We start from the raw sequence: 11,498 nt of genomic DNA, 5'->3' as shown, positions 1-11,498 counted from the left end.
AATGGTATGATTAAACTGATTGCGATCGATTTAGACGGAACGTTATTGAATGACAAAAAAGAAGTGACTCCTCGCAACAAAGAGGTACTTGCTCGTGCTAAAGCACAAGGCGTGAAAATCGTTATTTGTACCGGACGTCCGTTGCGGGCGATCCGTCCCTATTTAGAAGAATTATCGCTGAAAGAACCCGGCGACTACAGTATCACCTTTAACGGCGGTTTGGTTCAAAAAAATGAGACTGGCGAGATCATTGAAAAAGCAGCGATGCAGCTGGCAGATATCCATGAATTGGTTTCAGTGGCGGAAGACTTAAATTTGCCTCTAGACGTGGTATCAGAAGAGATCGTCTTGAGTTTGCCGACTTCAGCAGCGCATCCATCGATTTATGGCTCCTTGAATCCTTTATTGGATTGTCGTCCTTTTGCCGTAGCTGATCTGGATGAATCGATGCTCTATAATAAAGCGGTGATCGCCTACCATCAGGAAGTTTTGGATCCTAAGATCCCTGAGATTTCCTCAGAGATCCGCGAGAAATATGAAATCATCAAAAGCCGGAATAACCTGTTGGAATTTATGCCTAAAGGAATCACCAAAGCCTATGGTATCAGCCTATTGGCGCAAGATTTAGGGATCAAGCAAGAAGAAGTGATGGCGATCGGTGATGAAGAAAATGACTTGCCGATGATTCGCTATGCAGGGATTGGCGTAGCGATGGCCAATGCCGTGCCAATCATTAAAGAAGCGGCTGACGTTGTCACCCTTTCAAACCAAGAAGACGGTGTGGCAGCAGTGATTGAAGAATATGTCTTAAAAGGAGGTGCGTAAGATGGGATTTTTTGACAAAATCAAAAAAGCGCTGATTGGAGAAACCAAAGAAGCAGAGCAAGAAATCGACAAACCGATAGTCGATGCTGACTCACCAGAGGCACAGCGTTCAGAAGAAAGCCAGCCAGCACAAACTCCTGCTGAACAAGGCGCTTCAGAACCAGTGGCACCTGCAGAAGCCGCCGACTCCAGTGATTTGGAGGCAGAGCAAGAAACTGCGGAAGTGTCCCCGCAGCAAGAAGCAACGACAGCGAATAAAGGAGAAGAGGCACCAAGTATTCCAGAAGAAGTGGCTAAGGATACACCATCAGAGGAAGTACCAGCTTCTGAACCAATCCTTCAAGCAGCGCCAGAGACGGAAAGTGTGCAGGACAAATACACCAAAGGATTGACGAAATCACGGAAAACCTTTGGGCAACGGATGAACGAATTGTTTGCCAACTTCCGTACGGTGGACGAAGACTTCTTCGAAGAAGTGGAAGAAACGCTGATCGGCGCAGACGTCGGCTTTGATGCGGCGATGAAGATCGCGGATGCATTGAGACAAGAAGTCAAATTGCGTAATGTGAAGAAAACGGCAGATGTCCAAAATGTCATCATCGAAAAATTGGTTGACCTATATGGGGAAGCGGGTGTCGGTGAAGTCAACGAGTTGAACATGCAACCGGGGTTGACCGTCATTTTATTTGTTGGCGTGAACGGTGTTGGAAAAACCACCAGCATCGGGAAATTAGCCCATCAATTCAAAGCCGAAGGCAAGAAAGTCTTATTGGCTGCAGCGGATACTTTCCGTGCTGGTGCCATCGATCAATTAGTGGTCTGGGGTGAACGGGCTGGGGTTGAAGTCGTTCGTGGCAATGCAGGAGGCGATCCAGCAGCGGTTGTGTTTGATGCGATGGAGCGCGCAAAACGAGAAAATGCTGACGTTTTATTAGTAGATACCGCTGGTCGTTTGCAAAACAAAGTCAATTTGATGAACGAATTAGAAAAAATCAAACGGATCATTCAGCGAGTGGACCCAACGGCCCCTCATGAAGTCTTGCTCGTGTTGGATGCAACAACGGGGCAAAATGCCATGAATCAAGCAAAACAGTTTAAAGAGACGACGGATGTTTCTGGCCTCGTCTTAACCAAACTTGATGGCACAGCTAAAGGAGGGATCGTCTTGGCGATCCGTAACGAGCTGCGGCTGCCAGTCAAATTAGTGGGACTTGGAGAAGGCATCAACGATTTAGAACCATTTGATCCAAATGAATTTGTCGTCGGCTTATTCAAAGGCTTGATCAAAGAATAAAAAAAGAAGAGCCCTGTGTCAGGTCAAATACCTGCACATGGCTCTCCTTTATTGTTGCTTTTGTGAGATCAAAGGGAAGAGAAAACGGGTCCGTCGTCTCTTTCCATGAGCTTGACTTGTGACGGAAAGCTGAGAACACTTGGCGTGGCAAATGTGGGTACAGCGATGCACGACTTTGCCAAAAATCAGGAAAAGCAGTTTGAACGATTCGTTTTCTTCTGCACTGTCTAAAAACTTTGGGAAGTATCAGGCAGAATACAACGAGTTGAACGAGGGGGAAAGATTATTTCTTAAGTTCCCCTTGGCGCTCAGTGATCATTTTTTCCAAGTTGTTCAACGTATCGATGTCTTTGTTGGTTTCGATAAAGTTCGTAATCAAATTCAATAACGATTGATCAGACAATTCTGCTGCTAAGAAGTCTTCTTGGGTCACATTCGGAGAATACAACCGAGTCAAAACAGTACCGCTGTAGCCGATATCTGCTACTTTCAATAAGTCGTGGTTTTTTAGTTTACGTACGACTGCTTGAATGGTATTCTTGCTTAGATCTTGCTGTTGGACAGCAATGTCATTTGCAGAAAGAGGTTTGTCTGAATTCCAGAAGATATTCATGATTTGACGTTCGCGTTTGGTAAGATTAAGTGGCTTCATTCACTATTCTTCCTTTCAAAAAGAGTAATATGGACATAATAATTTACTGTTCTATAAGCAGTATACTTTATTTTGAAGGTAAATATCAAATTTATTCAAGTATTTTATAAATTCTTGGTAATTTTAGTAAGAGATATTACAAGTGAAGAGCAAATTTCTGCATTTTTCACCATTTTTCACTATAATAGATGGAAAGAAACAGAATATAAGAAAAAAATAGTAGAAGAACATAGAGGGCAGTCGAATGAAAATAAAAACATTGTTATCACATAAAGAGCTTTTTCCCTATTTATTGAAAGGACGCTATGGGATTGAGCGTGAAGCGCAACGGGTGCGGCTCGATGGGACGTTCGCGGGAACCGATCATCCTAAAGCGCTGGGCAATCGGCGCTTCCATCCGTATATCCAAACAGATTTTGCGGAAAATCAACTGGAACTGATCACGCCGGTCGCTGATTCAGTGGATGAATTGTTCCGTTTTTTAGGGGCTATTCATGATGTGGCGTATCGTTCGATGTCAGCAGAAGAAATGCTCTGGCCTTTGAGCATGCCACCGGCTTTACCAGAAAAAGAAGAAGACATCGTCATTGCTAAATTAGACCAATTTGAAGATGTGCTCTACCGCCGCTATTTGGCCAAAACTTATGGTCGCCGTAAGCAAATGGTCAGTGGGATACATTTCAATTTTGAATTTGCGGAAGACTTTTTGCAGCAACTGTATGCTTTATCTGAAACGAAGGAAAGCTATCAAGCCTTTAAAACGGCGCTTTATTTGAAAGTAACTCGCAATTATTTGCATTATCGCTGGTTTTTGACGTATTTCTTTGGGGCGACCCCTGCATCAGAAGCCAATTATTTTACGACAGAAAACGGACCGCAAGAACCAGTCCGCAGTATTCGCAATAGCCGTTATGGCTACACGAATCACGAAGACGTCAAGGTATCTTATGCTTCGTTAGAGACCTATCTTGCGGATATTGCCAACTTAGTGGAGACAGGAAAGCTTTCAGAAGAAAAAGAATTTTATGCGCCAGTGCGTTTACGTGGGGGAAAACGGGTCGCAGATCTAGCCTCAGCTGGTATCCGTTATATTGAGTTAAGAAATATCGATATCGATCCCTTTGCCCGCTATGGCATTTCCAAAGAGCAAGTCGCGTTCTTACATTTCTTCTTATTGTTTTTAAGTACAAAAGAAGAAGGCAGCGATGCCGATGCGTGGATCGAAGAGGGCAATCAGAAAAATGATCAGGTCGCATTAGAACACCCACTTGCACGATTGACTTATCAGCAAGAAGCGCAAGCACTGATTGCTGAAATGATGGACTTTGCCCAAGCCCTTGAGCTGCCGCATCCGCCATTTTTGGATCAGCTTTCTGTGATGCTGGCTGAACCAGAAAGAACCTTCGCCGGACGTCTTTTCTCAGCGAGTCAAGCAACTAGCCAAGCGCAGACAGCAACATTGCTGGGACAAAAGTATCATCAAGCTGCTTGGGAAAAACCGTATCAATTAGCTGGCTTTCGAGCAATGGAATTGTCGACCCAGATTCTCTTGTTCGATGCGATCCAAAAAGGCATCGAAGTGACGGTACTGGATGAAACGGATCAGTTCTTGAAATTAGCCGTGAAAGACCACATCGAATATGTTAAAAATGCCAATATGACTAGTAAGGATCAGTACATCGTCCCATTGATCATGGCGAATAAAACGGTCACCAAAAAAATCTTAGCCGAAAATGGCTTTCATGTACCAGGTGGTGCTGAATTCGCTTCGACAGAAGAAGCGATCGCGTTTTATCCGCAAATCGCCCACAGCGGGTTTGTGGTAAAACCGAAAACCACCAACTATGGGATCGGTATCTCGATTTTCAAAGAAGGCGCCTCTTTAGCGGATTATCAAGCGGCGGTCGCCATTGCCTTTGCGGAAGATGATTCGATCCTCGTTGAGACCTTTTTATCAGGGACGGAATATCGGTTCTTCGTGATCGATGGGCGAGTCGATGCGATTTTATTACGTATCCCAGCCAATGTCGTGGGTGACGGCAAGCGTACGATCACGGAACTCGTCGCAGAGAAAAATCTCGATCCATTGCGCGGCACCCATCATCGGACTCCATTAGAGTTGATTCAATTAGGGGAACTGGAACAACTGATGTTAAAAGAGCAAGGGTATCAAGTTGATTCAGTGCCGGAAGAAGGGCAGATCGTTTATCTGCGAGAAAACTCGAATATCAGTACTGGCGGTGATTCTATCGATGTAACGGATGACTTCAACGATGACTACAAACAAGTAGCAGTCGATGCGGTCGCCGCATTACAAGCGTCTATCAGTGGAATCGATCTGATTATTCCAGATAAAACCAAGCCAGCCAATGAACCGGGGGCTTATGGAATCATTGAAGCCAATTTCAACCCAGCGATGCATATGCACGTTTATCCATACAGCGGGAAAGGCCGACGCTTAACTATGTCTGTTTTACGCCTGTTGTTCCCTGAAGTCTTCGAAAGCTGATGGAAGCTTAGAGAGCAAAGAACTGCACACTCTGGAAGGTGATTCCCTTCGAAAGTGTGCAGTCTTTTTTATTAGGATTCAAAAGCAGCGATCTCAATCGTTTGTTTTGTTTCTTCCACCTTGAGACCCGTTCGGGCTTCCCACCATTGTTTCATTTCTTTTTCATACGTGGTAGGAAAACGTTGGATCAAGGTCAATAACGGTACGCCTTGAATCGAGGCATAGGGAAAGTTTAAAACGAGATTGTACTTCAGTTCCGACAGGAGGCTATAATATTGAAACATCATAAAGTTCATTTCATTCTGATCCTCCAGTAGGAGTACTTTCGGAGCGCGATCCAGCATAAAACCCAAGCTGCGCATCATGAACAATACGCCATCCAGATGGCTCGATTCGATCGTAGGGGCCGTTTTCAACAAATCGATATGCAAATCCAAAGCATCAAGCAGTTCTTTCTTTAATGAAAGGTAGGGCGGTGTTGATTGTTCCATGATAGTTCCTCCTTTTAATGGAAAAGACGTTTCCAAAATGACGTTTTCTCTGGTTGTTCGTGCTCTTTATCTGATGGAGCGGCAGCTGCAGGGTATTTTTTTTCGATATCGATGACGTCTTGATTGACGGCTTCTTTCCCGGCAATCAGCAAGCCGATACTGTCTGGACCGGCATCTTGGGCATCGGAGACGATCCGAAATTCCATCTGTTGTTTGGTCAGTAAAGTGATGTAATCGGTCTGGATCGATTCTGGCAATTTTCCGTTGAGCAGCACGAGCGCACCTTGATAATCTGGTAAGGCGTTCAAGAGCGTTTTCTGGTTGTCCTTCTTCTTCATTTCTGTTACTGTCATACTAAGATAACACCGTTCACGAAACGTGCCTAAATACTTGCGCTGTTCATCTGGGTTGACGCGAGGCGTCCCATACATTCCTGTATCAAGGCGTTTTTCTAATTCGTCTGACATTGAAGTATCCTCCTCAAAGCGTTTACTTATGCTTATTATAGCATATCCAACAAATAGCAAAAGAGGGGTGCGATCGTGAGAGAGTTCTGATAGAAAGTAGGGATCCTATGACAACAAAAGAACGACATTTGCTATTATTAGCAGAAAATCAGCGGTTGGAGACACCGAGGCTGCTCTTGCGCCCCGTTTCCTTGGCGGATGCAGCAGACATGTTTGCCTATGCAAATGATGAAGAAACGACGACCTTCGTCTTTGCTAGACATGGGTCGGTTGACGAAACAAAACTGCGCATTGCCGAGTATTTTGTTGCTGCACCCTTAGGGAAATATGCGATCGAAGAAAAAGACTCAGGCAAAATGATCGGGACCATCGATTTACGGGTGGAATCTGAAAAAGAGATCGCTGAGCTTGGTTATACATTAAGTCGCGATTACTGGGGGCAAGGGATCATGCCAGAAGCGGCAATGACACTGCTGCATTTTGGTTTTGAAACACTCGAATTGATTCGGATTTTTGCTCGACATGATGCTCGAAATCCCAAGTCTGGACGGGTCATGGAGAAAATTGGGATGAAATTGGAAGCAACGATCCCAGCTGCCCGCAAAACGGGTGAAGAAATCATCGATGAAGTCACGCGCGGCATCACGCTGGAGGAATGGAAAAAACGTATTATGTAAAGGAGGGCTCTCGTCATGGAACTGAACATTGAGCCAGCAGCAATTGAAAAAATAACCTCTTATGTACAGCCAGATGATCGTCTCTATTTGGATTTTGAAGACGGCGTCGGTCCGTTTCCTGCAACGGAGATCACCTGCCGTTTGGACATCCATTTTCGCCTGATCATCGTGCCACAGAGCTATCCAGAAGAAGGATTGGCGATCTACGACACCCCTTTAACGACACCCTTAGGCACGATTTGGTTGAAGCAAGGGGCTCAGGTGTATTTAGAAGAACAGACTCGGATGCAGGTGGAACCGACCTATCAACGGTTGCAATTGGTGGGAAATAGCGGGATCTTAGCTAATGATGTCCAATTGTTACGGATCGAAAAGCAGACGGCAGGCCGCTGATATGGGCACGCTGGCGGTTATTAGCGACTTGCACGTCGATATCAACCAATTATTCGACCCCCATCTGCAGCTGATCGCTGATTATTTGCAGCAAAATCAGGTGACCCATCTGCATCTGGCAGGAGATGTGGCGAATAAAAAGCAAAGGCTATTAGACGTGGTCGCATTTTTTCAAAGTCGACAGGTGCCAACGACCTTTCACTGGGGCAATCATGAAATGGTGGACTTGACGGAACAAGAGATCGAGGCTTTCGATGATCCCGCCTTTCTTAATTTTCAGACGTATCGCTTATCAGAAAAAACACTGCTGTTGGGAATCAATGGCTGGTATGACTACCAATATTCTGATCTGACCAGTGAATCTGAGATCTTGCGGCTGAAAAATTTGTTTTGGTATGACCGCATGATTCAGCGAAAGGGATCGGATAAGGAAATCAGTCAAGCCATCAATGAGCGTTTAGCGGAAACATTGGCCCGTTTGCCGCAAGACCAAGAAATTCTTCTTTCTACCCATTTTGTGCCCCAAGAAGCGTTTATTGTTCGTCAGACCGGCAAGTATGCCCGCTGGAACCACCTAAATGCGTTTTTAGGGTCGCCCGATTTTGGCGCAGTGATCGACCGCTACGCCAATGTTCGGGCAGTTGTCTTTGGGCATACCCATCGACGCTTTGAGAAAAAAGAACTTGCGGGAACCAGCTACTATTGCCGCCCCTTCGGCTACTATTATGAATGGCAGTTGACCCGCCGGTTCGTTATGGAAAATCACTTAGCAGAAGCATATTCGCCAACGAAAGTTCGGACGCTGCTGCGAAACCATCATGAGGCATTTGAGGACTATAAAACGACGCATCTTTTAGAAGAATTGGCGCAAGCGATCACACTACTGCCGTATTAGCGCAGCAACCGAGTCCTGCTTGTTTTCGTAATTGAATTTCCAAGCAATTTAAACCATTAGAAGAAAAACACAAAGGAGAAAAATTATGACATTTGAAGAAATCTTACCAGAATTAAAAGCCGGCAAAAAAATCATCCGTGAAGGTTGGGGCGGTTTTGAACTTTATGTGACATTCGTTGAAGGGGAAGTGTACGACAATGCCCCAGTCACCCCTTACTTTTTGATCAAAACAGCAGATGAGGGATTCTCGAGTTTCGCACCGACTGTTTGCGACATTCTTGCGGAAGATTGGAAAATCGTGGAATGACAGCATCGTGGATCGATGACAAAACGATTGTGTTTGTCACAGGAGCTGCTTCAGGCATCGGCAGAGCGCAAGCAGAGGCGTTTCTTGCAGAAGGCGCTCAAGTATTTGGGGTTGACTGCCAATCGTTTCCTGATACGCTTTTAGCCCAGCCCCGCTTTTTCGGCACGTGTTGCGATTTAGCGGTGGAAGAAAATTGTCTTGCAGCGGTCCAAGCTTGTGTTACACACTTTGGTGGCATGACGATCTTGTTGAATACAGCCGGGAAACTAGATGGCTATCATACGATCGCTGAGACGACATCAATGGAGTGGGAGGAGATATTTCAAACCAATGTCTACAGCATGTTTTATTTAACGAAAGAAATTTTGCCGCTGATGCAAGCCAATGGTGGCGGAACGATCATTAATATGGCGTCGATCGCTGGAATGGTCGCAGGTGGAGGTGGGATCGCTTATACAACCGCAAAACACGCGATCGTCGGGTTTACCAAACAGTTGGCATTGGATGTTGCAGATCAAGGGATCTCGGTGAAGGGCATCGCGCCAGGTGCGATTCAAACGCCGATGAATGCGGCTGATTTTGCCGGTGACGGAAAAATGGCGCAATGGGTGGCAGAGGAGACGCCGGTCAAGCGTTGGGCGCAACCAGAAGAAGTTGCAGCGCTGACCCTTTTTCTTGCCAGCCCGCAAGCTAGTTACTTGCAGGGGGCGATCGTGCCCATCGACGGTGGTTGGACCTTGAAATAACTAGCCTGAGCCCATTAGAGGAGGACGCCAATGAAGGAACAAGCGATCCAGAACTTGTTTGCAAAAAATCGTGAATGTCGACAACTGCTTACGATCATTGAAGCGTTACAGCTTCCGGATTGCTGGCTGTGTGCCGGGTACCTGCGGAATTATTTATGGGGTTTTCTCAGCGGAAAAATAGCGGAGGTGCCGATAACCGATATTGATGTCGTGTTTTATGATCCGACTGTAAGCTTAGAAGAAACAGCAGCGATCGAAGCGCAACTGCGCCGTTCGTTTCCCGAATTTCCTTGGGAGGTTCGAAACCAAGCGTTGATGCACCAGCACAACTTTGCCGAGGAACCCACTTATACAAGTACCTTCGATGCTTTAACGAAGTTTCCAGAGCGTTGTACAGCGGTGGCGGCACGAATGAAACAAGGCGAGATTGAATTGATGGCGCCTTTCGGTTGGCAGGATGTTTGCAGTTTTCGGGTGCGTCCAACACCGCATTTCGCCCAAAATGACCAGTACCTTGCGGTTTACCGACAACGCCAAGCGATGAAGCAGTGGCAGAAAGTTTGGCCGCAGTTGTTGATTGAAGAGATCGACAACTAAAAAAGAACACTCGCGTGATGTGGCGATTTCCAAAAGTTAGACGAAAAAGCTAACTGATGGGAATCGCTGCATATGACGCGAGTGTTTTTTATTAACGCAAAGCCAGTCGTTGCGCCAAGCGGTTTCTTAAAAAGATACCTAGATAAGCTGCGGCAACGGCTTTGATGATCCCGGGGATAATAAACAAAACAAAACCACCGTTAAAAGCCGCCGGCCATGCCATGCCAGTGCTCCATTTCAGCCATAATGTACCAAACAACAAAGTTGCCAGCGCACCGACAATATTGCCGATCACTGCTCCTGTGTAGCGAAACGCCGTTTTTTCTACGACCAATCCAGTAAGCAATCCGTTAAAGAGGAAGCCGACTAAATAGCCTCCGGTTGGTCCTAACAAAACACCGACACCGCTGGAAAAACCAGCGAAAACGGGCAAACCGATCAATCCTAACAGCAAGTAGATGATGATCGCCATCGTTCCTGTTCGCGTGCCGAGGAAAGTCACCGCCAGTCCAATCGCAAAGGTTTGTCCTGTCAATGGGATCAAACCGAACGGAATCGTCAATTGGGAAAGACCAGCAATAATGATCGCAAATAATGCGGCATGGATTTGTTCACGTAATGATAATTTCATCGAATCCTTCTCTCTAGTAATAATTTCGTTAACCTAAAAAAGATTTATTTGGTTAACGAAATTATAAACGGTGGTTTACCAAAAGTAAAGAAGAATCTTGTTTTTTTAGTGTCCTTTTTTTAATAGGACAAGTAAGTTCTTTGAGGAGAGGAAAGGGGCGATTTCTTCCAATTCATCTGTTGAGAAGGGCAGTGCTTGAACAAGCCGGCAGATCGTTGCTTCTGTCAGAAACGGCAGCAGTTCTTCGATTTCATCATAAGACAAGCGTTCTGATGCGGTAACGTTTGGCTGTTCCAGGGCCGTCAGCAGGAGTTCATCCAGATACGGTGCAGGTAAAAAGGGCAGCAGTTCTTCAATCTCAGAAAAGCGAAAGTCAGGGGGTTCAAGCCAGCCTTTGATTTCTCCCGCCAAAAAGTTGGGGGTTAAAAAGGGCGCCGCCTCTTCCCAAAAAGCCATGGAATAGTGGTTGCCTTTAAGGATCTCTTCTATTTGGGGCTTTTTCAAAAACGGCAAGAGTTCTTCCATGACATCTTCTGGGATATTTTCGGCGCCATTAAGCAAGTGCTGCAAGTCAGCACTATTCAAATGAGGAGCTAGTCTAGGCAATAAGTCTAGGTCTAAAGAAGATTCTTGAAACGGTTCTTCTTGAATCAGTGCCGATAGTTCTTGCGGTTTGATCAGCGGAGCTAGTTCGGCGATTTCTTTTGGCTGCGCGGTTCCTGCTTGATAATGTTGAACCGCAGCTGCTGGCTTCCCTAACAGCTCATCGATCGATAGGCCTAAAATCGCCGCTAGCTGCGGCAATTTTTCAATGTCCGGCAGTGAGTTGCCCCGCTCCCAATTACTGACCGCTTGATAGCTGACAAGTAATTGGTCGGCCAAGTTGCTTTGGGTCAGATTTTTTTCTTTGCGTTTGGTAGCGATCTGCTGACCAATTTTTCTCATGTTGAATTCACTCATAAATGAATTCCCCCTTTCATGCTCTAAGTATAGTTTCTCAAAAGGTGAAAACGC

General features: G+C 45.7%; 14 protein-coding genes. 9 read left to right on the top strand and 5 right to left on the bottom strand.

From position 1 onward, the window contains the following. The first annotated feature begins 6 nt into the window (after positions 1–6). Together IGI89_RS03445 and ftsY are read left to right on the top strand one after the other, a co-directional pair. Positions 7–825, top strand: coding sequence for a Cof-type HAD-IIB family hydrolase (locus IGI89_RS03445; RefSeq protein WP_016619609.1), 819 nt, complete (start codon positions 7–9; stop codon positions 823–825). A 1-nt stretch (position 826) separates the two neighbouring features. After that, positions 827–2,119, top strand: coding sequence for a signal recognition particle-docking protein FtsY (gene ftsY, locus IGI89_RS03440; protein WP_087664795.1), 1,293 nt, complete (start codon positions 827–829; stop codon positions 2,117–2,119). A gap of 283 nt (positions 2,120–2,402) precedes the next feature. On the opposite strand, the gene IGI89_RS03435 is transcribed toward ftsY, so the two are convergent. Continuing rightward, the gene (locus IGI89_RS03435; protein WP_005227140.1) at positions 2,403–2,771 is read right to left on the bottom strand and encodes a BlaI/MecI/CopY family transcriptional regulator; all 369 of its coding nucleotides are present in this window, start codon (positions 2,769–2,771) and stop codon (positions 2,403–2,405) included. 244 nt (positions 2,772–3,015) lie between these two features. Here IGI89_RS03435 and gshAB point away from each other — a divergent pair, with 244 nt between their 5' ends. Next, a complete protein-coding gene (gene gshAB, locus IGI89_RS03430; RefSeq protein WP_430619270.1) occupies positions 3,016–5,280 on the top strand; it encodes a bifunctional glutamate--cysteine ligase GshA/glutathione synthetase GshB in 2,265 nt (754 codons plus the stop codon). A 71-nt stretch (positions 5,281–5,351) separates the two neighbouring features. On the opposite strand, the gene IGI89_RS03425 is transcribed toward gshAB, so the two are convergent. Both IGI89_RS03425 and IGI89_RS03420 read right to left on the bottom strand, forming a co-directional pair. Further along, on the bottom strand, positions 5,352–5,771 hold the full coding sequence (locus IGI89_RS03425) for a hypothetical protein (protein ID WP_005232469.1): 420 nt from the start codon (positions 5,769–5,771) through the stop codon (positions 5,352–5,354). Between the two features lie 14 nt (positions 5,772–5,785). After that, a complete protein-coding gene (locus tag IGI89_RS03420) occupies positions 5,786–6,238 on the bottom strand; it encodes a YueI family protein (RefSeq protein WP_005232467.1) in 453 nt (150 codons plus the stop codon). A gap of 107 nt (positions 6,239–6,345) precedes the next feature. Between IGI89_RS03420 and IGI89_RS03415 the strand changes: the two genes are divergently transcribed. The 6 genes from IGI89_RS03415 (at position 6,346) to IGI89_RS03390 (ending at position 9,853) form a co-directional block, all read left to right on the top strand. After that, entirely contained in the window at positions 6,346–6,915 is a 570-nt protein-coding gene (locus tag IGI89_RS03415; RefSeq protein ID WP_438735337.1) for a GNAT family N-acetyltransferase, read from the top strand. A gap of 15 nt (positions 6,916–6,930) precedes the next feature. Next, the gene (locus IGI89_RS03410; RefSeq protein WP_005232463.1) at positions 6,931–7,308 is read left to right on the top strand and encodes an iron-sulfur cluster biosynthesis family protein; all 378 of its coding nucleotides are present in this window, start codon (positions 6,931–6,933) and stop codon (positions 7,306–7,308) included. Between the two features lies 1 nt (position 7,309). After that, the gene (locus IGI89_RS03405; RefSeq protein WP_005232461.1) at positions 7,310–8,203 is read left to right on the top strand and encodes a metallophosphoesterase; all 894 of its coding nucleotides are present in this window, start codon (positions 7,310–7,312) and stop codon (positions 8,201–8,203) included. An 85-nt stretch (positions 8,204–8,288) separates the two neighbouring features. Further along, on the top strand, positions 8,289–8,510 hold the full coding sequence (locus tag IGI89_RS03400) for a DUF2829 domain-containing protein (RefSeq protein ID WP_005227147.1): 222 nt from the start codon (positions 8,289–8,291) through the stop codon (positions 8,508–8,510). Next, entirely contained in the window at positions 8,507–9,256 is a 750-nt protein-coding gene (locus IGI89_RS03395; RefSeq protein ID WP_438735336.1) for a 3-oxoacyl-ACP reductase, read from the top strand. Before IGI89_RS03400 ends, IGI89_RS03395 begins: the two co-directional genes overlap by 4 nt. 30 nt (positions 9,257–9,286) lie before the next feature. After that, positions 9,287–9,853, top strand: a complete 567-nt coding sequence (locus IGI89_RS03390) for a nucleotidyltransferase family protein (protein WP_008376325.1) — start codon at positions 9,287–9,289, stop codon at positions 9,851–9,853. 91 nt (positions 9,854–9,944) lie between these two features. On the opposite strand, the gene IGI89_RS03385 is transcribed toward IGI89_RS03390, so the two are convergent. Both IGI89_RS03385 and IGI89_RS03380 read right to left on the bottom strand, forming a co-directional pair. Next, entirely contained in the window at positions 9,945–10,484 is a 540-nt protein-coding gene (locus IGI89_RS03385; RefSeq protein WP_005232455.1) for a biotin transporter BioY, read from the bottom strand. Positions 10,485–10,589: 105 nt separating this feature from the next. After that, positions 10,590–11,444, bottom strand: a complete 855-nt coding sequence (locus IGI89_RS03380) for a helix-turn-helix domain-containing protein (RefSeq protein WP_016611477.1) — start codon at positions 11,442–11,444, stop codon at positions 10,590–10,592. Positions 11,445–11,498 lie beyond the last annotated feature (54 nt).

The organism is Enterococcus sp. AZ141 (assembly GCF_051714385.1).
GTDB lineage: Bacteria > Bacillota > Bacilli > Lactobacillales > Enterococcaceae > Enterococcus_D > Enterococcus_D entomosocium.
The sequence above is the reverse complement of the archived record's forward strand: the minus strand, read 5'-3'. Positions and strand labels throughout refer to the sequence as shown.

Bases quoted from the DNA above. Each gene is read 5' to 3' on its own strand.
- IGI89_RS03445 (WP_016619609.1), top strand. From the start codon at position 7: ATGATTAAACTGATTGCGATCGATTTAGACGGAACGTTATTGAATGAC.
- ftsY (WP_087664795.1), top strand. From the start codon at position 827: ATGGGATTTTTTGACAAAATCAAAAAAGCGCTGATTGGAGAAACCAAA.
- IGI89_RS03435 (WP_005227140.1), bottom strand. From the start codon at position 2,771: ATGAAGCCACTTAATCTTACCAAACGCGAACGTCAAATCATGAATATC.
- gshAB (WP_430619270.1), top strand. From the start codon at position 3,016: ATGAAAATAAAAACATTGTTATCACATAAAGAGCTTTTTCCCTATTTA.
- IGI89_RS03425 (WP_005232469.1), bottom strand. From the start codon at position 5,771: ATGGAACAATCAACACCGCCCTACCTTTCATTAAAGAAAGAACTGCTT.
- IGI89_RS03420 (WP_005232467.1), bottom strand. From the start codon at position 6,238: ATGTCAGACGAATTAGAAAAACGCCTTGATACAGGAATGTATGGGACG.
- IGI89_RS03415 (WP_438735337.1), top strand. From the start codon at position 6,346: ATGACAACAAAAGAACGACATTTGCTATTATTAGCAGAAAATCAGCGG.
- IGI89_RS03410 (WP_005232463.1), top strand. From the start codon at position 6,931: ATGGAACTGAACATTGAGCCAGCAGCAATTGAAAAAATAACCTCTTAT.
- IGI89_RS03405 (WP_005232461.1), top strand. From the start codon at position 7,310: ATGGGCACGCTGGCGGTTATTAGCGACTTGCACGTCGATATCAACCAA.
- IGI89_RS03400 (WP_005227147.1), top strand. From the start codon at position 8,289: ATGACATTTGAAGAAATCTTACCAGAATTAAAAGCCGGCAAAAAAATC.
- IGI89_RS03395 (WP_438735336.1), top strand. From the start codon at position 8,507: ATGACAGCATCGTGGATCGATGACAAAACGATTGTGTTTGTCACAGGA.
- IGI89_RS03390 (WP_008376325.1), top strand. From the start codon at position 9,287: ATGAAGGAACAAGCGATCCAGAACTTGTTTGCAAAAAATCGTGAATGT.
- IGI89_RS03385 (WP_005232455.1), bottom strand. From the start codon at position 10,484: ATGAAATTATCATTACGTGAACAAATCCATGCCGCATTATTTGCGATC.
- IGI89_RS03380 (WP_016611477.1), bottom strand. From the start codon at position 11,444: ATGAGTGAATTCAACATGAGAAAAATTGGTCAGCAGATCGCTACCAAA.